This window comes from Streptomyces parvus (assembly GCF_032121415.1).
Classification (GTDB): Bacteria; Actinomycetota; Actinomycetes; order Streptomycetales; family Streptomycetaceae; genus Streptomyces; species Streptomyces globisporus_A.
This window is the reverse complement of sequence record NZ_CP135079.1, coordinates 6467528-6490087: the sequence shown is the minus strand read 5'-3', so window position 1 is coordinate 6490087 and position 22560 is coordinate 6467528. Positions and strand designations below refer to the sequence as shown.

The 22560-nt window shown below is 69.3% G+C and carries 15 protein-coding genes; 13 read left to right on the top strand and 2 right to left on the bottom strand.

Features of this window, described 5'->3' with window-relative positions; genetic code table 11:
• Positions 1 to 27 precede the first annotated feature (27 nt).
• The 4 genes from RNL97_RS30140 to RNL97_RS30125 all read left to right on the top strand — a co-directional run bounded on the left by RNL97_RS30140 (position 28) and on the right by RNL97_RS30125 (position 5594).
• Positions 28 to 1179 carry an EcsC family protein gene (locus RNL97_RS30140; protein WP_151510095.1) on the top strand — a complete coding sequence of 384 codons (1152 nt, stop codon included), beginning with the start codon at positions 28 to 30 and terminating at the stop codon, positions 1177 to 1179.
• 238 nt (positions 1180 to 1417) lie between these two features.
• Entirely contained in the window at positions 1418 to 3763 is a 2346-nt protein-coding gene (locus tag RNL97_RS30135) for a competence protein CoiA family protein (protein ID WP_151510096.1), read from the top strand.
• A complete protein-coding gene (locus RNL97_RS30130; RefSeq protein WP_264158800.1) occupies positions 3720 to 4196 on the top strand; it encodes an ATP-binding protein in 477 nt (158 codons plus the stop codon). Before RNL97_RS30135 ends, RNL97_RS30130 begins: the two co-directional genes overlap by 44 nt.
• A 15-nt stretch (positions 4197 to 4211) precedes the next feature.
• Positions 4212 to 5594 (top strand): hypothetical protein, encoded by a 1383-nt coding sequence (locus RNL97_RS30125; RefSeq protein WP_225994800.1) that lies wholly within the window; start codon positions 4212 to 4214, stop codon positions 5592 to 5594.
• Between the two features lie 23 nt (positions 5595 to 5617).
• On the opposite strand, the gene RNL97_RS30120 is transcribed toward RNL97_RS30125, so the two are convergent.
• A complete protein-coding gene (locus tag RNL97_RS30120; protein WP_225994801.1) occupies positions 5618 to 6037 on the bottom strand; it encodes an EVE domain-containing protein in 420 nt (139 codons plus the stop codon).
• Between the two features lie 132 nt (positions 6038 to 6169).
• On the opposite strand from RNL97_RS30120, the gene RNL97_RS30115 reads away from it, so the two are divergent.
• The 8 genes from RNL97_RS30115 to RNL97_RS30080 all read left to right on the top strand — a co-directional run bounded on the left by RNL97_RS30115 (position 6170) and on the right by RNL97_RS30080 (position 19636).
• Complete coding sequence (locus RNL97_RS30115; protein WP_313751425.1) at positions 6170 to 8278, top strand: AAA family ATPase; 2109 nt, start codon at positions 6170 to 6172, stop codon at positions 8276 to 8278.
• Positions 8271 to 9518 (top strand): McrC family protein, encoded by a 1248-nt coding sequence (locus RNL97_RS30110; protein WP_151510099.1) that lies wholly within the window; start codon positions 8271 to 8273, stop codon positions 9516 to 9518. Before RNL97_RS30115 ends, RNL97_RS30110 begins: the two co-directional genes overlap by 8 nt.
• A gap of 270 nt (positions 9519 to 9788) precedes the next feature.
• Positions 9789 to 12194, top strand: a complete 2406-nt coding sequence (locus tag RNL97_RS30105; protein WP_151510100.1) for an AAA family ATPase — start codon at positions 9789 to 9791, stop codon at positions 12192 to 12194.
• Complete coding sequence (locus RNL97_RS30100) at positions 12191 to 12589, top strand: hypothetical protein (RefSeq protein WP_151510101.1); 399 nt, start codon at positions 12191 to 12193, stop codon at positions 12587 to 12589. The genes RNL97_RS30105 and RNL97_RS30100 overlap by 4 nt, the downstream gene beginning before the upstream one ends.
• Before the next feature lie 39 nt (positions 12590 to 12628).
• A complete protein-coding gene (locus RNL97_RS30095) occupies positions 12629 to 14266 on the top strand; it encodes a hypothetical protein (protein ID WP_151510102.1) in 1638 nt (545 codons plus the stop codon).
• A 114-nt stretch (positions 14267 to 14380) separates the two neighbouring features.
• Positions 14381 to 16228, top strand: a complete 1848-nt coding sequence (locus RNL97_RS30090; RefSeq protein WP_225994802.1) for a DUF4357 domain-containing protein — start codon at positions 14381 to 14383, stop codon at positions 16226 to 16228.
• A complete protein-coding gene (locus tag RNL97_RS30085; RefSeq protein ID WP_151510103.1) occupies positions 16225 to 17469 on the top strand; it encodes an McrC family protein in 1245 nt (414 codons plus the stop codon). The genes RNL97_RS30090 and RNL97_RS30085 overlap by 4 nt, the downstream gene beginning before the upstream one ends.
• A gap of 40 nt (positions 17470 to 17509) precedes the next feature.
• Positions 17510 to 19636 carry a UvrD-helicase domain-containing protein gene (locus RNL97_RS30080; protein WP_151510104.1) on the top strand — a complete coding sequence of 709 codons (2127 nt, stop codon included), beginning with the start codon at positions 17510 to 17512 and terminating at the stop codon, positions 19634 to 19636.
• Between the two features lie 39 nt (positions 19637 to 19675).
• Here RNL97_RS30080 and RNL97_RS30075 read toward each other — a convergent pair whose 3' ends face one another.
• Entirely contained in the window at positions 19676 to 21328 is a 1653-nt protein-coding gene (locus tag RNL97_RS30075; RefSeq protein WP_151510105.1) for an N-6 DNA methylase, read from the bottom strand.
• 766 nt (positions 21329 to 22094) lie between these two features.
• Between RNL97_RS30075 and RNL97_RS30070 the strand changes: the two genes are divergently transcribed.
• A complete protein-coding gene (locus RNL97_RS30070; RefSeq protein ID WP_313751424.1) occupies positions 22095 to 22514 on the top strand; it encodes a helix-turn-helix domain-containing protein in 420 nt (139 codons plus the stop codon).
• Positions 22515 to 22560 lie beyond the last annotated feature (46 nt).

The following is a 22560-nucleotide window of genomic DNA, read 5'->3' as shown; positions in this document are numbered from 1 at the left end:
ATCACGATCCACGCCCCAGGGGGGACCATGAGCAATGCGCAGAACCCACAGCAGCTCGATCAGCTGCCATCGGACTACGAGCTCGACGCATGGCATGCAGTCCAGCAGTTCAAAGGCCGGCTACTGTCCCGAGTGATGAGAAACGCCGGCGACCAAGTGGCCAACGGCGTCTCGGAGCTTGGCAAGCGTGCCGCGAAGCAACTGGAGAACCACCCACGGGCGAAGTCTGCGCTTTCGCGGGGCCAGGAAGCCGTCGCCAAGGGCGCTCAGAAGGTCGGCGCGGGGGCGCGCGGAGCCGCTGATGCCCTCCCGGACTGGAGTGGCACTGCCGCGCAGTCCCTACGGAAGACGGTGGGGCGGGCCTCGCGAGCGGGCCTCTCCCCCAAGCGCGTGGTGGCGCTCCACAAGAAGCGCGGGCACGACGTCGAATCGCTGCTCGACCTGCGCCGCCTCGACCTTGAGCAGGTCGACGCGGTCCGTGGTCGGGCGGCGAGCCTGTACTACCCAGCCGCCGCAGCACTCTCGGGTGCGGGTGCTGGGCTGGTGATCTCGGGAGGGCAGCTCGCCATCGCCGCTACCGCCGGTGCCGCCGCAGCGCCTTCGGGAGGTGCGATCGCGGGTGCTTTCGTCGCCGATACCGCGGTCGTCCTCGGACTCGCGTCCCGTGCCGTCGGCCAGGTCTCGCTGTTCTACGGCTACGACCCCGAAGAGCCCGCCGAGAAGCTCTTCGTGATGTCCGTCGTCAACGTCGGGACGGCAAGCTCGGCCACCGCCAAGAACGCCGCGATGGCCGACATCTCGCGACTTACCCAAGCACTCTTCCGCGGCAAGACGTGGGAGGTCCTCAACGACGCGGTCGTCACCAAGGTTTCCCAGCAGTTCGCGAAGGCGTTCGGCTTCCGCCTCACCAAGAAGGGGCTCGGTAAGGCCGTACCCGCATTCGGGATCGTCGTCGGAAGCACTCTCAACTGGACCACTCTGGAAGGGATCGTCGACGCGGCCGAGGTCGCGTACCGGCGGCGGTTCCTTCTGGAGAAGTACCCGCACCTCGCTGACGAGGAGGCAGCCGGATCGTTTCCCGACACCAGCCCTGACGGCCCGGACGTCGATGACGACGCCGACGAGAAGATCAGTCTGCTCGACGAGATAGCCGATGCGGGCGGACCAGACCTCCACTGACCCAGTGTCCCAGCAGTGAAAGAGTGACCTCACGACCGCCGGGCCGAGCGCGGTTCAGGCCCCGGTCGCGAACCTCACGAACCCCGACCACTCCTCACGCCCCACGGCGAACTGTATGTGCGTCGTCCTTGGATTCGTATACACACACAGTCTGTTCGGGTACACCTCCACCCTCAGGCCAAGTCCCCCGCCACCCAACCTGACCCAACCGCCGCCGCTGCCCGAGCCAGGAGCCAGGATGGTCTCGCCCACCTCCGAAGAAGACACCCGCAAGGTTCAGACGGCGGTCATCGGTCAGGCCGAGTCGGACTGGCCGGTGTTCCTGCCGTACGACCACGACGACTTCGACACGTTCATGCGGGGCCGGACCCGCCACGACTTCTACTGCGGCGTCCTGCTCGGCGGCTGCGGCAAGAAGTTGACTCCGAAGCGGTACACGGGGAAGAAGTGCCACTACGCGCACCGGCCGCCCGTGCACTGCCGCCGCACGGAGACCGGTGAGGCCAGCGCAGATCACCTGTACATCGGGCAGGCGTTACGGCGCTGGCTACTGCGCCAGGGGTACCAGGACGCCGACATCACCTACCTGGATCCCGGTTCGGTCCACGGTGGAGCCGTCGAGGTCCGGTTCGGTCAGGGCCGGTCCCGGCTCATCCGGGTCCAGTTGGCCCGCCTCTCCCTCCGCGAGTGGCAGGAGACACGCGAACGCCTCGCCGACCGGCACACCCACGTCCACTGGGCGTACGGACCCTACTGCGGGCTCTCGCACAACGAGGTGGACGCCGCCGGACATGCCATCCGCATCTCCTGCCGCACCCAGGGCGATACCCGCGAGGTGTACGTCGGCGCGCAGTACCCGGACAACAGCCTCGGGTGGTCGACCCTCACCGAGTGCCGCCTGTCGAACGAGGGGGTCGTCACGCCCAGCCTCGACGCCGAACCGCCCGCGAGCAGCACGCCCGTTCCGGCTCCTACGTCCGTGGCCTTCCCGCTGGCTCCGGGCACCATCGCCTTCACCGCAGCGACCGAGCTCCCGGCATCGCACACTGACCCGGACGGCACCGCCGTACGCCTCTACGAGGCCGACCTCCAGCCGCTCGGCTCGGCCGCTGTCCGGGCCCGGATCACCCTGCCGCATGCCCACCCTGCCCCTTCTCCCCACCAACTGCACATCATCTACTCCTCAGCCCACCTGCTGCCGCTCACCGAAGCGACCCCCTCCGGACCCGACTGGCTGATACGCGCCGACGGCGCGTCGCCCCTACCTCAGCAGACCGACTCCCGCTGGCCGGACTTGCGCCCCGCGTCTCCGCGTCCCGAGTCGCCCCCGGCCACCCCCGCGACGACCGAACCGGCCACCTCAGCACCCCGCCCACTTCCCCTCGGTGAGGCCGAGACGATCCGCGTCTTCCGCTCAAGGCTCGGCATCGTCGCCCGCGCCCGCGGCCTCATCAACTGGGAGACGCTGATCAGCCACGCCGGAGCGGCGCCCGGCGACGTCACCCCGGACGAACGCGTGCGCCTCCTCATCGAGGTGGACCATCCCCGAGCCGACGGCAAACCAGTGCTCTCGGCGCTTGTCAAACCCGCCCACGCCCCGGCCGCGCCCGCCCCGTACTTCACCAACGTCCTCGCCGGCCTCGGCTGGCGATCCGGCCTGTCCGAGGCGAAGGTTACAGAGATCTGGGAGCGTGAGCGGAAGACCGCCTACGTCCTCGCCGAATCGACCCCCGCACGGCAACAGCCCTCGGTCAGGCCACCAGAGCCGAAGGCCGGAACCGCACATGTGCTGAACGAGGCACGGCTCGCGGCCCGGCTCCGCGAGCATCTGGAACTCGTCGCCAAAGGGCACGGCATCATCAAGTGGACGAGCCTGCTCAGGAAGCAGGGCATCTCGCCGTCGACGCTGACCGACCAGGACCGCGTTCGGCTGCTGGCCGCGGTGGACAGCTCCTACGTTCCCGGGCGCCGGTTGTTGTCGGCCCTGGTGAAGGCGGACGGCCAGCCCCCAGGCCCGGCCCCCTTCTTCGGCGACGTGTTGAGGGAATTGGGCTGGAAGCCCGACGCCGTCACCCCGACCGTCGAGGCAGTCTGGCGGGCTGCCGTTTATCGTGCCCACGCGCGAGGCACCCAAGCCGTACCGGTGGCCCGAAGCGCTTCCGCTGAGCGCCCCACCGAGGAGGAACGCGTGCACTGGGGCAAGCTCGGGACCACCAAGCGCGCCGTGGTCGTGGCCGTTCGGCGGGCACTGATCGACGCTGCCCAACGCCAGGTCTGCGTGGGCTGGCACACGCTTGCCGCTGCCGCCGGGCTCAAGCCATCGGACCTGTCCGCCAAGGCCAGGGAATCGATCCTCGTAACCGTTGACAGCCCGGCCACCTATGGGGTGCTGCTGTCCTCCCTCGTGGTCGCCTCCGAGCACACCCCCGTGCCGTACTTCGACGCCATCCTCAAACGCCTCGGACGGCCCTACGGCCTGCGCCCCATCGAATTGGGCCGGCTCCGGAAGACGGAACAGGCCCGGGTGTTCACGGCATACCGTGCTGCCGCCCACAGCGCCGAGGCCCCGAAGGAAAGAGCATGAGACCGAACCGTCGTCGCCTCGCGATCGGCATCGCGGCCAACGCAGCCGTCGTCACCCTGCCCGGCGGGGCGGAGAGATGTCACCGCGAGTCATCGAGAGAGCGGAACACGTCGTCGCGGAGCTGGCCGCCAACGCGGCGCTGCACGGCCGCGTCCAGGGCCGCGATTTCCTGGTGGCACTGACGCTGGACGGGACGGCCGACACCCTGCGCATCGCCGTGAGCGACACTCGGGGCGAGAACCGCCCCGCGATCCCCCCGGATCGGGGCCCGGACGACGAGTCGGGCCGCGGCCTGCTCCTGGTCGACGCACTGGCCGACCGCTGGGGCACGGACCCGCGCCCGCCCTCTGGCAAGACCGTCTGGGCGGAGATCGACCAGCAAGGCGAGAGGCCTGAAGCGGTTTCCGGTCAATCCGGCAGCCAATGCCGTTGAGGACAGCCGAACGCTTTGAGCGACGGCATCCGGTCGACCTACGCTCCGTCAACAGATCACGGCGTCCCCGGCGGCGCCACACGCCGCCGCTACTCAACAGGAGTGTTTCCCTTGCCTTTCCCGCCCGGTGACATGGTCGCCGCCTTCGGCAGACACCTGCACTTCAAGAGCCTGGAACAGGCTCTGTGCGACCGTCACCCCGAGCTTGCCGACCGGGTACAGTTCGACGACGCGAACCGCCTGATGCATCTGAAGGTCACGCTGTCCGGCAAACGCTCGGTCGTGCTGGCCCAGGTGCGCATGGGCTACACGATCGTCTGGGCGGTGATGGACCCGGTACTGAACAGTGAACCGTCCGTCTGGCCGCTGGAGACGCCCGACGAGGTACTCGTCGACGCACTGCACGCCATGGCGTCGGCACACCTCACCGACGTACCGGTTCCCTCGCCGTGGCGCTGGAACGAGAGCGAGCCGTCCGACATGACCGAGCTGGCCGACCTCCTGGACGCCAAAGGTGTGCGAGTGCGGCGCGTGGCGGCGGGGAACGGCTACTTCCCGTACGGCCCCCGCCACTCGCCGAAACTCGACATCGTGGGCGGACGCGACGGCAGCTTCGTCGAGGCCGAGTTCTCGGACGCGTTCGTCCGCGTCTCACTCAAGCCCGCCCTCGGCTGGCTGGTGGATGTGCACCTCGCGGAATGCGGAGCTTGGGGCCGCGTCGATCTGGCCTGGAACCTGTGGCGCAGCACGAAGCCCACGCCAGGGGTACCCCGCGCGGAGGCGTCGGTGGCGGACATCGCCGACGTACTCGGCAGGGGCCTGAAGGCCTGGGACGTGGAGGTGTCGTGCGAGCCGGCCGGTCGCGGGGAACCGGATTCCGCCGGGCACCGGTCCGAGTGGCAGGAGTCGCTCTTCGCAGACGAAGCCGGTCCGCCCAAGTGGCTGGGGGACGCCGGCGCCGATGTCGGTCAGCTCGATGAGGAAACTGAGCCGAAGACCTCGCGGCGCTCGCCCAGCCCCCAGCACATCACGGACACGGTTCTCGAGCAATTGACGGCATTCGGCTTCGGGGACCTCGAAGAAGGGGACGCCGAACAGCCCATCCGGTCCGACGCGTTCCACATCGAGTGGCACGACAGGGCCAAGAACCTGTCCACCTCCGAGGTTCAGCGGATGAACGGCCTGGCCGCGGCGGCAGGTGAGGACGTACCCAAGCGGCTCATCGTCATCACGACAGCCGGTATCAGTCGCCCGGCAGCGGCCTTCGCCGACACCGCCAAAGCGTTCGTCTTCTTCGTCGATCGCACGGCGGACAAACTCATGGCCCTGAACTCACGTGCCCGGGAGGCGCTCTTGCCCCACACGGACCCGGCCGAGCGTGGGCTGGAGCCCTGGTAGCCGTCCTGCCCGCGGAGGGCGGATCACAGACCGGCTCGCTCCAGCAGGATCTCCAACGCCCCTGGTTCGACCCTCTGAACCGACCTCACCTGGCCGAGTTGCAGCTCGTCCCGGCCCACCGGATCGCCGTGCAACGCGTCCGTGGGCCCGGACAGCAGCGTGACGTCGACCCGGTAGACGGATTCGGGATCCGGCGGGTCCGCCTCGTACGGCTCACCCATGACGTCGGCCACCGCGGCGACTTCCGAATCCGGCGAGGTGAAGAAGAACCACAGGCGGTCGCCCGGGTTCATGCGGTTGCGTCGGCTGAGCCAGAAGTCGCCCTCGGGGTCCTGGTGGGCGAGACGACGCACCGTGTCCTTGTCGAAGGGCTCACCGTCGAGGGAGTGCTTGCTCGGATTAAGAATGTAGATCCAGTCCTGCACGATCTCCCCCGTCGCCATGCTCCCGGTGCCCAGGGGGCCGACCTCGCCCTGGTGAGCATCCTGCCAGCCCGCTCCTGCCGCCCACGCAGAAAGTTGCCCAACCTCACGAGCGTGGGGGACGCCGCCTCGCCCTCAGGCATGATGGCCTCCATGACGAACGGGGTGGATGTGCGCACAGCCGCGGCAGAGTTCGACCGGGCCGCCGTGGCGAACGCCGAGTCGGCTGCCGAGGACGAGCGCAAGCAGGTGCTGTCCCAGTTTCCGTTGGAACAGTGGGCCCAGCTGCCGTTGGAGCGCTACGCCCTCGGGCAGAGCGCACCGCATGAGTCGGGGCCGACGTACTGCCGGCTCATGGAGTTCGGCACTCCCCACCTGGGCAGCATCAAGGGCGGCAGTGCCGCGAAGCACATCATGTACCACCACAACTCCGGCGAATGGCGGCTGGCCGCTCCCCTGCGCGGCATGGACCCGCAGGAGGCCTGGGCGGAACTGCGGGGACAGTTCGTCCGGGCTTTCGACGCCGTCGGGGCAGGAGACTTCGAGGCGCTGGACGACCTCGAAATGCTGCGGTACGGGCCGACGTTGGTGACAAAGTCCCTGGCGACCTACTTCCCACAGCACTTCCTGCCGATCTACGCGGCCGAGCATCTGCGGACGTTCGTCACGCTGGTCGGCGGCGAGGCGCAGGCCGGCGTCCCCGCCGCGCGCACGAACCGGCAACTGAGGGAACTCGTGCGGAACCGTGAGGAGTTCGAGGGCTGGACGGGACAGGCGGTGATGCGCTTCCTGTACAAGCACTTCAATCCCCGGCAACGCACCATCTGGAAAGTCGCGCCCGGCGAGCGCGGCCGCCTGTGGGAGGAATGCCGGGCCGGAGGGTTCATCTGCGTCGGGTGGGACGAGCTCGGAGACCTCGGCCAGTACCAGAGCGACACCGAACTGAAGCAGGCCCTGGACGCGCACTGGCCGCGCAGCAGTGGCGGCAGCCTGACCCTTGCCCGTCGGCTGCTGGCCTTCCGGGACCTGGAGGCGGGAGACCGGGTCGTCGCCAACCGCGGGACGGACGAGGTCCTGGCCACCGGCAGGGTCGACGGGAGCTACCGCTACGCCCCGGACCGGCCGGAGTTCCACCACGTCGTCCCGGTGACCTGGGACACCTCCCACGCACAGAAACTGTCGAAGCCCCAGCACGGGTGGCGGTCCACCTTCGCCAAAGTCGACGCCTCCCTCTTCGCCAGGTTCACCGCACACCACGCCGACTCCGGCTCCGGCTCCGTCCCGGATACGGGCCAGGCGCAGACGGGCACGCCCGTCGCGCTGCCCGAAGACGTACAGGTCGTCCTGGACGCCCTGGAACGCAAAGGACAGGTGATCCTGCACGGGCCGCCCGGCACGGGCAAGACCCGGCTCGCGCTCGCCGCCGCCCTCGCCCTGGATGGCCGCGCGGGCGTGCTCGGTGCCGACGCGCACCAACGTGCCGAGGCGCAGGCCGAGATGCTGCAGGGCGACCGTGTCCGCATGGTCACCTTCCATCCCTCCTACGGCTACGAGGACTTCGTCGAGGGCTTCAAGCCGGACCTGAGCGCCACCGGCCCGGGGCTCACCCTCGCCCTCACGGACGGCCTGTTCCACAACCTGTGCAGCCGGGCCGCCGCCCACCCCGACCAAACGTTCCTACTGGTCGTCGACGAGATCAATCGCGGTGACCTGCCCCGGATCTTCGGCGAGTTGATCACGCTCCTCGAACTCGACAAGCGGAACCTGCCGGTCATCCTGCCCGTCAGCAAGCGACGCTTCTCCGTGCCGCCGAACGTCCGGGTCATCGGCACCATGAACACCGCCGACCGGAGCATCAGCCACCTGGACGCCGCGGTCCGCCGCCGCTTCGCCTTCCTGCCTGTGGGGCCGGACCCGGACGCGGTCTCCGGCACCGTGGGTCCCCTGGACCTGGCCGGGTTCTTCGAGTCCCTCAACACCCGCATCACCCGCCATCTCGACGCCGACCACCAGATCGGGCACGCCTACCTGCTGCGGGAGGGTGAGCCGATCGCCACCGAGGAGGACCTGGCCGCGGCTTTCCACCACGAGGTGATCCCGCTCCTGGAGGACTACTGTCTCGGCCGGGCGGAGCTGCTGCACCGTATCCTCGGCGGCCTGGTCGACGCCGAGACCGGGCGTCCGCTCCTCATGCCCCCGCAGGACCTTGCGGACGCGCTGGCGACCGAGTTCACCAGCGGAGTTCCCGGCCCGGATGCCTGACCGCACCCCGGTCCGGCTCGGCGAGTACGAGTCCGCCCCGCTGGAGCCCGATCAGCTCACCCTCCGGGACGTCAACCGTCTGCACGCCCTCCAGGCACGGGGCTGCCTCACTCTGACCAGGGAGCGCACCGGGTGGCGGCTCAAGGCCGACGCGACCGTCGGAGTCCTGGTCCTGGACCGTGTCCGCGTGGTCGTCGCACCCAAGTTCGCCATTCCGGGAGAGCAGCTCATGAGCTGGCTCGCCTTTGCCCTGGGCACGCCCGTCCCGGCGACGGCCAGGCACTGGGCCACCGGCCCCGACGGTTACGCCGACCTGGTCGCCGCCGCCCTGCTCGAAGAGTGCGAGCGGCTCCTGCGGGAGGGACTGCGCCAGGACTACGTACGCCGCCGGAGCGTCGAACCGGTGCTCCGGGGACGCCTGGACGTCGCAGCCCAGGCCACCCGCCGCTACGGGCAACTGGACCAGCTGCACGTCCGCACCTTCGACCGGGAGGCGGACGTCTGGGAGAACCGCGTCCTGGGGAGTGCGCTGAGGGCGGCGCTCGGCATGACCGCCAGTCCCGACCTTGCGCGCGCCCTGCACGGCGCCGCCGGGTCCTTTCCGCAGGTTCCGACCCCGGCCGCGGCGCTCCGCGCCCTGGACCGCACCCACTACACCCGCCTCAACGCCCGCTACCGGCCCGCCCACACCTGGGCCCGCCTGCTGCTGCGCGGTGGCGGCGTGACCGACCTGCTCACCGACCACGGCACCGCGGCGGACGGTCTCCTCCTCTCCATGCCCGCGCTCTGGGAGGCCGTGGTCCGCCGTCTCGGCACCGAGGCCGTCAGCCCGCAGGGCGGCCACGCCGTACCCGGCGGGAGCGGCGCCGGGATGACCGTTCGCGGAGACCTGGGCAACGCCTCGGCCTTCCGGCCCGATCTCCTGCTCAGCCTTCCAGGACTTCCCGGATACGACACGGCACATCGCACGCTGCTGCCCGTGGACGCCAAGTACAAGCGCTACGACCGCCGCGGCGTGAGCGCGGCCGACGTCCACCAGCTCCTCACCTACGGCAGCGGCTACGCGTCCGCCGACACCCCGACGGCCGTCATCGTCCATCCCCAGCCGGGCAGTCACGCCCGGCGCACTCTCCAGGTGCGCGGCCCCAGAGGCCTGTTGGGCATCATCCACGTCCTCGGTGTCGACACCCGCACCACACCCGAGCAGGCGTCGGCCTGGATAGGCTCAGTACTGCGCTGACCATCACACACTGGCTGGTCGGTGACGGCCGCCGTGTGCGGTGAGGTGCCTGGACGGTCAGACCGGCGGATCCGCCAACCGAACACATTTCCGTGTCAGGCGGGACGCTAGAACACGTGTACACACATCCGCTCTCCTTGAATTCATAGAAGTCTGTTGACGACGCTAACAAGCCTCCGTCATGCTCGGATCGACAACGGCTCGCCGTCCCCTCGCAACGCCTTGGGCGCGTCCGCCGCAGCCATCCACAGCACCCAAGGAAGCCGATCCATGAGCGACACCACCAGCCTCCGTGACCTGGTCCTCGCCCGTCTGCCCGGATCAGGGCTCTCCGCCGAGGAGCAGGCCCTGCTGCGCGATCTGCTGCCTGCCGCTCAGCCCCGGAGCGGTGGCCGTTCCGGGACCGTGTACATGCGGTCCATCACGGCCTCCGGCTGGCGCGGTATCGGACCCGCCGCTACTGTCCGGCTGAATCCCGGCCCCGGTCTGACGCTGGTGGCGGGCCGAAACGGCTCCGGCAAGTCGAGTTTCGCCGAGGCCGCGGAGATGGCCTTGACGGGCGACAACTTCCGCTGGCAGGGGCGCACTCAGGTATGGAAGAAGGGCTGGCGCAACCTCCACGAGCACTCCGCTCCCGAGGTCGCGGTGGAGCTCGGCTTCGACTCCGGCAGTGGCGGAGAGGGCGCCAGGGAGCCCGTGACCATACGCCGGTTCTGGCACGGCGAAGGGCTCGAGGAGTCCCGCACCGTCGTCGAGGAAGCGGGACAGGTCACCGGCGAAGCCGTGCACGACGTGATCGACTCCGGCCAACTGTCGCTGTACCGGCCGTTTCTCCCGTACACCCAACTCGGTGCGGTGATCAACGGGCCGCTGACCACCTTGCACGACGAGATCTCCCGGATCCTGGGCCTCGAACTGCTCAGTGACACCGACGCGGCGGCACGGGCTCGGGCCAAGACCCTGACCGACACCGAGAACGCCGTGAAGGCTCTCACCGGCACCGTGATCCAGGAGTTGTCGGAGGTGGACGACCCGCGCGCCAAGGAAGCGATCACGGCGCTCTCCGGCAGGAGCCCCGATCTGGACGCCGTCCGGGCCCTGTTGAAGGGGCACGGTGCCGCCGACGAGGCGCACCTCGCCCGACTGCGCCGACTGGCCGATCTCGAGCGCCCGGACCGGCCGTTGATCGCGAGGGCCGTGACACGGCTTCGGTCGGCGGCCGCCGTGGCCGACGACGCACGCCACGGGTCCGCCGAGGATGCCCGGCAGCTGATCAAGCTGCTCGACACCGCGCTGGAACACCGCCGCCGCCACCCCGATGTCTCCGATTGCCCCGTATGCGGCAGCACGGACCTCCTGGACCGCTCCTGGGCGGAACGGACGCGCGCGCAGGTCGACAGGCTCCAGACGGAGGCCGCAGAGGCCGAGGCGGCACACCGCGACCTCGTGAACGCGGTGCGGGAGGTGCACGATCTGATGCGTCCGGGCCCTACCTGGCTCCAGGCCGACGAGCCCTCCCTCGCCGCGCTCTGGCGGGATCTGGTCGCCTGCCGCACGATTCGTGACCCGCGCGAGCTGGCCGACCGTGCGGAACGTGCCGAGGCAGTCCTCGGTGACTCCTGTGACCAGATCATCGAGGACGCCCGCCGGCGCGTCACAGCGCAGGACGGCCGCTGGCAGCCGCTGGCCGTACGCCTGTCCGCATGGTTGGGGCAGGCGGAGGCCGCGCAGGCGGCTAAGCCCGCCCTCAAGCGGGTCAAGGCCGTACGTGCCTGGGTGCGTGCGCTCACCGACGAGTTGCGGGACGCCCGGTTCAAGCCGTTCGCCGACCAGTCCGGGCAGATCTGGCGGCTGTTGTGCGAGCGCAGCAGCGTCCTGCTGGGTGCGATCGGGCTCACGGGTGTCGGTCCGCAGCGGCAGGTCAGTCTTCCCGTCTCCGTGGACGATGCCGACGCGCCCGCCTTCGGCGTCATGAGCCAGGGCGAGCTGCACTCACTCGCCCTCTCCCTGTTCATCCCGCGGGCCACCCACCAGGACAGTCCCTTCGGTTTCCTGGTCATCGACGACCCGGTGCAGTCCATGGACCCGGAGAAGGTCGACGGCCTCGCCAAGGTCCTCGACCTGTACGCGCAGCACCGGCAGGTCGTCGTCTTCACCCACGACACCCGGCTCGAAGAGGCCATCCAGCGCCTCGGTCTGCGGGCGACGGTCATGCGGGTGTCCCGGCAGACCGACTCGGTCGTACACGTCTCCTCCGTCAGCGACCCGGTGAGCCAGGCCCTGGCTGAGGCACGAGCCATCGCCCTCGATCCGCACCTCCCGCCGGAAGTCGCCGACCGGGTACTCCCCTCGATGTGCCGTCTGGCGCTGGAGGCCGCCTACTTGGACAGCGCGCGGCGTGCCCTGCGCGAGGCCGGCGTCGGGCAGCGCGCCATCCAGGAGCGGGTCTCCCGGCCGGGGCCGCTCACCGGTCTGGCGGCCCTCGCGATGGGCATGCGGGGCAAGGAGGGGCGCGAGGTGCTGGAGGCCGTCGCCCGCGACCACGGCCCGTGGGCACGGGAGTTGATCCAGGGGCTGAACCAGGCATCGCACCAGGCGCCGGCCACACCGGTCGGTGACCGCGTGGCTCTGGTCGACCGTACGAAGCGCCTCGCCAAGGAGGTGCTGGCCCGGTGACCACTCCCCCGCGCTCGGCCCGTATTCTCCCCACGGACGAACTCCTGGCGGCAGCAGACCGGTTGCTCAACCCCTCGCACGACACCGCGCTCTCCCCCGGCGTCCGCGCGCGCGCCGCTGCCACCCTGCTCCGGCTGGCCCTCGACGAGACCCTCGACGCCTTCTGGCGGTCGGTCAGCCCCCGCATGACCCGCAGCACCGGCCGTACCCGCATGCTCTGCCTGCAGTGGTACGTCAGTCCCTCCGTCGCGCGCCAGTGGTACACCGTCTGGTCCGGTCTCAGCGCCGCCTGTCACCACCACACGTACGACCTGCCTCCCACACCCGCCGAGGTACAGGCCTGGCACCAGGACGTGAGCGAACTGCTCGGCGCCCTGGCCGTCACCACCGCCTGAATCACGCCGCCCTTCCCCGCATACGTCAGGAGCTGCACGATGGACGCCCGTCGCTACCGCATGGTGGTCACCAGCCGGACCGACTACGTGCGGACCGGCGCTCTCGTCGACGAACAGCTGCGCCACTGGCTCGCCCAACCACCCAAGCGCTACGACGTCGACGCGTTCGCCGAGGGCCGCAACGAGATAGCCCGCGGAGTCACCCTCGACCACGACTCCGTCACGGGTGTCACCGGCGCCTACGGACGGTGGCGGCTCCGGGAGACCGCGCCCGGCGGCACCTGGCAGACCACCGTCGTGACGCGGCAGATCACCGACGGGCCGACCTGGGTCCAGCTCGACGTCGAGCACCTTCCCGACGACGCCCAGGCGGCCCCCGTGCCCGCCAAGACACCCCGGCTCGCGAAACACCTGCTGGAGGCGCTCGACGCACACGACGGCCTGGCAGACGTCACGGCCATGCCCCAAGTCGTCGAGGCGGAGGATGTCGAGGCGGTGATCGACGAACTGTGCGACGCCGACCGACGCCTCCCTGTCGTCATGGCGACCACACCGTACGACGTCGACTTCGACGACTGGCTGGAGAGGACGGTCGACCCTGTCGTCCGCCCCCTGGTCGGGTTGGCGATCCTCTACGTGCTCACCCCGGGAGCCGAGTCCGTCTTCAACCGGACACTGGAACACCACCGCGTGTACAACGGGGGCATCCGCACCTACCTGCCTGGCGTCGACCCGGCCTGGCCCGCCGACGGCCAGCGGCACCGTGTGATGTCGAAACGGCTGCTCGCCGAGAACCCTCGACTGGCCGCCCGCATCCTGAACCAGCTCCCTCAAGGACTCGCCACCCGGCTCCCGCTGCCCGACGCCCTGGATTCCCTGCCGCTCATGCGCACCCGGGCCAGGGACGGGATCGGCGGCTCCCAGCAGGAACGGCTGCGCGACGAGAACGACGCCCTGCACGAGATCCTGGAAGAGGCAGCACGCGAACAGCGCGTCAGAGCCGACGAGATCCGTGACCTGAAGCGGGAGCTGCGTCAGGCGGAGAGCAACGAGACCCAGGTCGTCGTCGACTACGACGAGCAGTACAAGGAACTCCACCGGGCCAAGGCGCAGGTACGAGAACTGCAGAGAGAACTGCTGAGGCTGGGCGCGGCCGAGCAGGCGTACGCGGCGGTGGACCCGTTGGTGGACGCGCCCGCGTCCTTCGCCGAGATCCTGGAAAGGATCGGCGGCATGCGACGCGTCCACTTCAGCGGCCGACGCAAGTACACCCTGGAACTCGACGACCAGGCCTACGGCTCGTCCTGGGTCCGGATGGCCTGGGACGCCCTTCTGGCACTCCAGGACTTCGCGGAAGCCGTGGCGAGCGGCAAGGCGAACAGCGACTTCAAGAGGTGGTGTGCGGACGCGCCCGAGGGAGCGCACGTCATCTCGCCCCGCAAGGTCGTCAGGGACGAGTCCAAGTCCGTCAGGGCGAACAGCGACTGGAGCCGCGCACGCACCTTCCCCGTGCCGCGCCGCGTGCATCCGGACGGCGAACTGTTCATGGGCGCCCACCTGCGGATCGGCGGAGGCAACACCATCGCGCCGCGCCTCCACTACTACGACGGAGCCTGCACCGAACACGGGATCTTCGTCGGCTACATGGGTCCACACCTGGCCAACACCATGACCTGAGGCATCAACCCGTGGCGATCGGTGGTTGTCGTTCCACGCGGGTAGGGTCGTGTGGAGTGGGCGGAGTGGATCGGGAGGGCCGTGCGCCGCTGGGCGCCGGGGCGAGGAGTGGGAGTGAACGAGCGAGACGAGGCCCGCCCCGAGGCGGTTCAGGCCGGGGTCGCCACGGTGTACCCGGAGTTCCTGCTGCGCCTGCCCAACGGAGGACCGCAGGCCCGGGGCCGGGTCCTGCCCGAGAAAGGGATGAACGGAAGCCTGAAGTTCCTCATCCTCGCCGGCTCACCGGTGCGTGTGGAGACGATGCCCGGCATAGGGCCCCATCCGTCGGCGCAGCGGGAACGGCTGCTCGCGGACGGCGGCATCGGGACGGCGTCGGACCGGTGGCCCGGCTATGGGGAGACGACTCGGGACATCGAATGCAACTCCCCCTCCGCAGCCGCCTCGGTGGTGACCGGGCGTAGCTCCGACGGGCTCTCCGAGTGGCGCACGGAAGAGGGCTTCCCCCTGGTCGACTACCTCGGCGCCTCATGGCGCACCCCGCACAAGGCCTGGCTGGTGAGGGGCTCGAACGTCTCCGGGCGTGATCTGGTCAAGCGACTGTGGGTGACCGAGGGCTGGGTGACTCTCGCGGCCACACACCTGCCCCACGTGGACGAGGCCGCGCCGACCAAGAGCGTCCTGCGGCGGTACGTCCAGGAGGGATACGACGCCACCACTTCGTACAGCCAGAAGCAGGTGATGGCCGACGAACTGCACTACTTCCTGTCCCAGATGCGGCAGGGCGACACCGTCTGCACCATCTCGGACGGGCAGATGTACATCGGAAAGCTCACGGGAGACGCGGAGCAGACCGAGTCCGAGGGCGGGCTGTCGAATCTGCGCCGGAGGGCCGAGTGGCGGTCCTCCGGTATCCCGTACGACGAGTTGCCCGAGGCCCTCCAGCAGAAGCTGTCCGTGCAACACGATGTCGTCGACCTGACCGCCGTACTGGCACTCGTCGAGGGACTCGGACGGAGCGACGAGGAACTGGAGCAGGAGGCCCAGGCCATGGAGCGGGACCCCAGCCTGGCGATCCCGGCGATCACCGCCCGCCGTGAGCCGGAACTGCCCGACCCGACGGATCAGCTGGCGGCCGAACTCCTCGTGCACGAGACGGCGTGGCTGCGCGAAGTGCGCGATCTCCTGGCCGACGACCGGCAACTGGTGCTCCACGGCCCGCCAGGCACCGGCAAGACGTACCTGGCACTGAAACTCGCCGAGTTCCTCGGCGGCGGGCCCGAGCAGGTCAAGCTCGTGCAGTTCCACCCGTCGTACGCCTACGAGGACTTCTTCGAGGGCTTCCGGCCCCAGGAGGACCCGCAGACGAGGGAGGTCGCCTTCCGGCTCACTGCGGGCCCGCTGCGCGAACTCGCCGACCTGGCCTCGCGTGAGGGAAACCGGCACATCCCGCACTTCCTGATCATCGACGAGATCAACCGGGCCAACCTGGCGAAGGTCTTCGGCGAGCTGTACTTCCTGCTGGAGTACCGCAACAAGTCGGTTCGGTTGACCTACTCCGGCGACGACTTCGCGCTGCCGCCGAATCTGTTCGTCATCGGCACGATGAACACCGCCGACCGCTCCATCGCCCTCGTGGACGCGGCGATGCGCCGCCGTTTCGCCTTCGTCGAACTGTCGCCGCGCACCGAGCCGACACGCGGTCTGCTGCGCCGCTGGCTGACCGAGGAGGGCAGGGGCGCGGAGCCCGCCGACCTGCTCGATGCGCTGAACTCCCGTATCGCCGAACCCGACTTCCGTATCGGGCCCTCGTACCTGATGAAGAAGGGCGTGTACCGGGAGGGCGGTCTGGAGCGGACCTGGCGGACGAAGATCCTGCCCTTGCTGGAGGAGCATCACTACGGGGAGGGCGTGGACATCGAGACGCGCTACGGGCTGGCGGCACTGCGGATGTCCCTGCAGTGACGTCAGCGGTCGACGCCCCGTACTCCGTCGAACTGGTCGAGCACGCGCCGGCGACCCGTCTCGTCCTGCCGGACGCCGTCGGCCGTGCCCTCGCCGCTTCCCGCATCGTGGACGCGACCCCCGACCCGTACACGCCCGGGCTTTGGTCGCTGAAGGCCGGCAGCAAGGTCGGGGCCGTGGCCGTCACGGCGGCGGGCGGCGGCGAACCGGTCACCGTACGCGTCACACCCAAGGTGCCCATCGTCCGGCTCTTCTTCCTGCTCGGCTACAGCCTCGATCCGAGCAGGAGTTGGCGGGACGGCGAGGTCGAGGTCGCCGAGCACCGCGAACTGCTGCCCGCGCTCGCCCACGCTGTGGAACGGCAGGTGGACCGGGCCCTGCGACAGGGCTTGTCGCAGGGCTACCGGGCGGCTGAGGAATCCGCGCTCGTCGTCCGCGGCCGGGTCAGGGAGGCCGAACAGATACGGCGGCGGTTCGGGGCGATGCTGCCGATCGAGGTGGCGTACGACGAGTTCACCACCGACATAGCGGAGAACCGCATCCTCCGTGCGGCCGTCGAACGTCTCCTGCGCCTGCCCGGCACACCGCGCGACGTACGCCGCAGGCTGCTGCACCAGCGCGCCCGCCTGAGAGACGTCACGGCGATCGCGCGCGGACAGCCGATCCCCGAATGGCGTCCCACCCGCCTCAACTCCCGCTACCACCGGGCCCTGCGTCTCTCGCGCGTCGTCCTGGACGGCGCATCCGCCGAGCACGGCCCCGGCGATCTGCGCATCGACGGCTTCCTCTTCGACATGAACAAGCTCTTCGAGGACTTCGTGACAACCGCCCTACGGGAGACCTTCCACGGCCGGGGCCGGGGTTCGGACGGCCACACCGTCCGACTCCAGGACTCCCACCACCTCGACGAGGCCGCCGCGATCCGGATGAAGCCCGACCTCGTGCTGTACGGACCGGACGGCACCCCGTGCGCGGTGGCGGACGCCAAGTACAAGTCCGGGCGACCGGGCGGCTATCCCGACGCCGACCTGTACCAGATGCTGGCTTACTGCACGGCCCTCGGCCTGCGCGAAGGCCACCTGGTGTACGCGAAGGGCAATGCCCCGCACGCCGCCCACCAAGTGCGTCACGCGGGCATCGTCATCCATCAGCACGCCCTCGACCTGGACCAGGAACCCTCCGGACTGCTCACGGACATCGACGAGGTGGCCCAGCGGTTGGCGAACACCCCACGCGTATGATCGACTGCGGAGTGTCCGTCCAGGGTGGGGAGTTCACCTCGTGCCGCAGCTCGCGTTCGCCAACAGCTTCTGGGAGAGCTACGACGTCCTGGAGAGGCCCGTCAAGGCCGGCGTACGCAAGGCGATGCAGAAGTTCCAGCTGCTGACCGTGGCCGAACTGCACGCGGACAAAGGGCTCCACCTCGAGTTCGTGCAGAACGCGCGGGACGCACGCATGCGGACCATCCGCATCAACGACTTCTGGCGCGGTGTCGTTCTCGCTCCGGATGACGGCAGCGACGTGTTCCTCCTCGTCAACGTCGTACGGCACGACGACGCGTACGCCTGGGCCGCCAAGCGGCTGTACACGACGAACTCAGCGACGCGCGCGCTCGAAGTCCGAAACGTGGTCGCCATCGAGCAGCTGACCCCGGCCCTGGAGAAGGCGGCGACCGGCGCCGACTCCCTTCTCTTCGCGACTTACTCGGACACCGTGCTCCGCGAACTGGGCATCGACGACCAGGTGCTGCGTGCGGTGCGGACGATCGTCGACAAGGCGCAGCTCAAGGCGTTCGAGACCCTGTTGCCGGAGGACCAGTGCGAGGTGCTCCAGTTCCTCGCCGAGGGGTTCAGCCCTGACGACGTGTACCGGGACGTGGTCGCCGTCCGCCGTCCGGTCGGCGCGGGCCCGGACCCCGACGAGAGCCTCGCCGTGGCCATCGCCAACACCGCCAACCGCATCACCCTCGTCACCGGCCCCGAAGAGCTCGCGGACATCCTGGAGAAGCCGTTCACGGCCTGGCGGGTGTTCCTGCACCCCTCACAGCGCCGCGTCGCCTACCGGGTGTCGTACGGCGGCCCGGTTCAGATCACCGGCGGCCCCGGCACGGGCAAGACGGTCGCGGCCCTGCATCGCGTCAAGCACCTCCTCACGCGCTCGCGCGATACCCGGGTCCTGCTGACCACGTACACGAACGCCCTGGCCGGCTCACTGCGCGAGAACCTGTCCCTGCTCCTGGACGGCGACGACGCCCTGCTCAGCCGCGTCGATGTGACCACGGTCAACGCCTACGCGCACGGAGTCGTGACCCGCCTCGACGGCAAGGCCCCCTCTCCCATCAACGATCGGGAGGAACGGCAGCTGTGGCAGCGTGTCGTGAAGCAACTGGCGCTGCCGTGGACCGAGCAGTTCCTGGCCCAGGAGTACCGGCACGTCGTCCTCGCGCAGGATCTGCGCACACCTGACGCCTACCGCAGCGCCCTGCGGCGCGGGCGCGGCAGCGCGCTGCCGTCGGCGCGACGCGACCAACTGTGGTCCGCGGTCGAGCTGTTCGAGTCCATGCTGCGTGACCGGAAGGCCACCACGCATCTGCGGGTGTGCGCGCGTGCGGCCGATTCCCTGGCCGGTTCGACGCCCACGCACGACCACGTGGTGGTCGACGAGGCGCAGGATCTGCATCCCGCGCAGTGGCGTGTACTGCGCGGCGCGGTGGCATCCGGCAGCGACGACCTGTTCATCACGGGCGACCCGCACCAGCGCATCTACGACTCGAAGGTGTCGCTGGGCTCCCTGGGCGTCCCGGTGGCCGGCCGCACCCATCGTCTGCGCATCAACTACCGCTCCACGGAGGAGATCCTCGGCTGGTCGACCGACATCCTCAGCCCGGTGTCGGTCGACGATCTGGGCGGTGAGGGCAGCGACAGCCTGGCCGGTTACCGCTCCCTGCTGCACGGCCTCAGGCCACACGTGGGGGGGTACGGCACGGAGCAGGCGGAGGTCGACGCGCTCATCGAGCGCGTCGAGGGCTGGCTCGGCCAAGGCATCTCGCCGTCGGAAATCGGAGTCTGCGCCCGCTTCAACGTGCTGCTCGACAAGGCATACGACAAGCTGACGGCGGCCGGGATCCCGGTGGTCCGGGTCAGGGACAACCCGGGGTCCGGCGCGGAAGGGGTGCGGCTCGCCACCATGCATGCCATGAAGGGTCTGGAGTTCCGCTGCGTCACCGTGCTAGGCGTGACGGCGAGCGCGGTGCCATTCGCTCGCGAGGTGACTCCGGCCCCTGTGGACCCGCTGCAGCACGACTCGGACCTGCTGCGGGAGCGGTGCCTGCTGTTCGTGGCGTGCACGCGGGCGCGGGAGGCGCTGGCGGTCACGTGGAGCGGCTCGGCCAGTCCGTTCGTGCCGTGACCACCTTGGCGTGATGGACAAGCGGCGAGGCACTCAGCGTCAGCTGTCCGGGGCGAGCGCGCCGTTGCCGAGCCCGTCCCTTGCCAGGGTCGCCGCGTCCCGGCTCAGCTCCACCACCCTGCGCGCTCGCTCCTCGAATTCCTGAAGCGCGCGGAAGGCCGCCCCGTACCGCCGTTGCTCGCTGATGTCCATCTGCGGGATGCGGGCACCCTTGCCGTCGAGGCGGAAGGTGCCACTGCTGCTCGTGGAGCGCCGGGTGTTGGCCGCGCTGCGCAGAAAGCCCTGAAGGTAGTCGGTGTCGAGTTGGTCGCTGATCGAGACCGGTTCCGGATCGCCGTACTCGACGAGCCCCGCGCGCGCGAGGTCAGCCACGCTGACGGTAGGTCCGTCCGGAAGGCCCGGGCCGTCGCCCGCGACCAACGTCGGCAGCAACTCCGCCAGCAGCCTCACCTGCTCGGTCAGCTCCCGTCGCAAGGTCTGGTATTCCACCGCGTAGTCGCGGTGGGAATCCTCGACATGGCGGCCGGGCGTGAGGTCCACGGCATCGTCCAGCAGATCGACGAGGGGAACTTCAGCCATCTGCTCGGCAGTCGGTTCCAGTGAGCCGTCCGGATCACCCGCCGTCAGATCGACTATGCGGACACGGGTGGCGGCATCTCCCAGGGTCCGGGGGCGACGCAACTGCCAGAGGTGGACCGGAAGCGCGTGTGAGGCCGCCGTGCCGGACGGAAGGGCGGTGACCTGGGTGAGAATGCCCCGTCGTACGAGCTCGGCGCGGATACGGCGGCCTGCCTTGCGGTAGGCGACCGACGCGGGCAGGACCATGAGCACGCGACCACCGGGCGCGGTATGCGCATAGGCGTGCTGCAGCCAGGCGAGTTCGCCTTCGGCACGAGACGGTGTGCCGAACTCCCAGCGCGGGTCGAGCAACAGGTCCTCGCGCCCCCAGTCGGGTTCACCGACCGGGGGATCACAGACGACCAGGTCGGCCTTGAGGTCCACCCACCGGTCGTTACGCAGGGAGTCCCCCGTGACGATGCCGACATCGGTATGCCCGGTGAGGTCGGCCCTCAGCTGCGCGAACACGGCCCTGCGAGCGTCGGACTCCTGCCCGCAGCGCCTGACGCCTTGCTCGGGGCCGATGGCGAGCAGAAGGGAGCCGATGCCGCAGGCCGGGTCGAAGAGGGTCGCGTCGGGTGCCACCTCACCGGCGAAGTGGCGTACGGCACGGATGACGCGCGGTGCGGTGACCTGGTCCGACCCTGCCCGGCGTACGGATTCGGTGAAGCGCTCCGCGAGGACGCTCACCGCCTCTGCCGCGCCACCGCTCTCGGCCAGCTCCCGCGCAAGGCGTACGACATCCGCCGGAAGCTTTTCAGGGGCCACTCCCTCGCTGAGGAGACGGGCGACATCCACGAGCCCGCCGAGCATGTCGTCGCCGTATGCTCCACGCAGCACCTGCCACAGCTGCACATCCGCGGAGACTTCCTGCCCCTTGCGCTGCCTGTCCAGCCAGGCCTGCACCTCGGCCAGGTCGAACAGCGGACTGTTGACACCACCGCCGGACGGCGTGGGGAAGTCGTCGTAACGTCGCCGCCAATTCGAGACGGCAGCGCGGGTGACGCCCGCCAGCCTGGCGATCTCGGACCCGGTGACCAGCGGGTTGGCCTGTCGGGCGGGGGTGTCCGTCATACGAGCAACCGTACACAGGGCGGCCCCCGCTATCAATGCGGGCATTCGTTGACGACGTTAACAACCTTTGTAGCTTCCGCTACTGCTGGGGAGATCCCTGACAGAGGAAGAGCGACTCACCACACCTTCCAAGCCGTCGGATTCCGATCCCCTGTGCCCTCGCAGCGAGGATCGGCAGACCGGGAGCGTCGGGGACGGAGCCCTCTGGCTGACTGATGCCCTGGGTGCGCTCCGCATCCGCAAGGTGCGCGGCAACCGCGCTTGCAGAAGTGCCTGCCAGGACTTCACGGCGCCATCGGACCACGTCCCTACGCCAATGCCCCTGTCCTGGTGATCACCGGCTCAACAGCCGGGTAGCCCCATCACCTGCGGAGACACCCACGGGCTAGGTTTTGGAATTGAATATTGTACGTATCATCGAGGTACTCCTGGTCATAGGCTCCCTGCCTGCGTATTTGCAGGTCAAGGGCTGTTTCCTCACTCTACAACGAGTCGCATGTTCGGGCGGCGTTCCCCAGGTTTTTCAGGACTCATGCTGACCACTTGCTGACTTTTTTGACGCTTCGTCAGGTTGGATTTGGGGAGACACCACTCACCCTCGCGAGCTCCACCGCGACGACTCCGCAAACCTACGCGGCTCTCCCCCGCGTGTATCCGTGATCACCGTCACCCCGACCAGCCGAGAGCGGTTGCACGCCTTCGCGCCCCCCTGGCAGGGACTTGCGAGCACTCGGGAGCTCGATGCGGCGCGGCAACCTAGCAGCGAATGCCGGGCCAGCAAAGCTGCCGATCCTCACGACCATGGCGACGGCCCGCCCGACAACTCTTCGGAGCAGCACGGAGCGGGCGCCATGAACCTTCGAGATCCGGCTGGACCGAATGCGACCTGATACGGGGATTAGCCTCGAACCAGCCTCAAGGAGCCGTTGTACCTATGGGACCGCAGCCGCACTCCGATGGAAGCCGCACCGACAACGGCCTACCGCGCAGGCACCAGCCTGTCGAGCCTGTCCTCATAGACACTGCCGAAGTCGCCACAATCCTCAGCATGTCCACGAGCTGGGTCTACAGGGAGGCGTCAAAACTGGGCTTGAAGGGCTACAAACTCGGCCGAGGCAGGAACGCCAAGGTGCTGTACAAGCGGGCCGAGGTCTTCAAATGGCTGGAGCAGCAGAAAATCCACTAACGCCCTCGCCGTGCTCAGCGCTCGCGAACGCCCCTCGGATGATCTC

Coding starts and splice junctions, on each gene's coding strand:
- RNL97_RS30140 (WP_151510095.1), top strand. CDS start 28: ATGAGCAATGCGCAGAACCCACAGCAGCTCGATCAGCTGCCATCGGAC.
- RNL97_RS30135 (WP_151510096.1), top strand. CDS start 1,418: ATGGTCTCGCCCACCTCCGAAGAAGACACCCGCAAGGTTCAGACGGCG.
- RNL97_RS30120 (WP_225994801.1), bottom strand. CDS start 6,037: ATGGCGACGGGGGAGATCGTGCAGGACTGGATCTACATTCTTAATCCG.
- RNL97_RS30115 (WP_313751425.1), top strand. CDS start 6,170: ATGACGAACGGGGTGGATGTGCGCACAGCCGCGGCAGAGTTCGACCGG.
- RNL97_RS30110 (WP_151510099.1), top strand. CDS start 8,271: ATGCCTGACCGCACCCCGGTCCGGCTCGGCGAGTACGAGTCCGCCCCG.
- RNL97_RS30105 (WP_151510100.1), top strand. CDS start 9,789: ATGAGCGACACCACCAGCCTCCGTGACCTGGTCCTCGCCCGTCTGCCC.
- RNL97_RS30095 (WP_151510102.1), top strand. CDS start 12,629: ATGGACGCCCGTCGCTACCGCATGGTGGTCACCAGCCGGACCGACTAC.
- RNL97_RS30075 (WP_151510105.1), bottom strand. CDS start 21,328: ATGACGGACACCCCCGCCCGACAGGCCAACCCGCTGGTCACCGGGTCC.
- RNL97_RS30070 (WP_313751424.1), top strand. CDS start 22,095: ATGCCGGGCCAGCAAAGCTGCCGATCCTCACGACCATGGCGACGGCCC.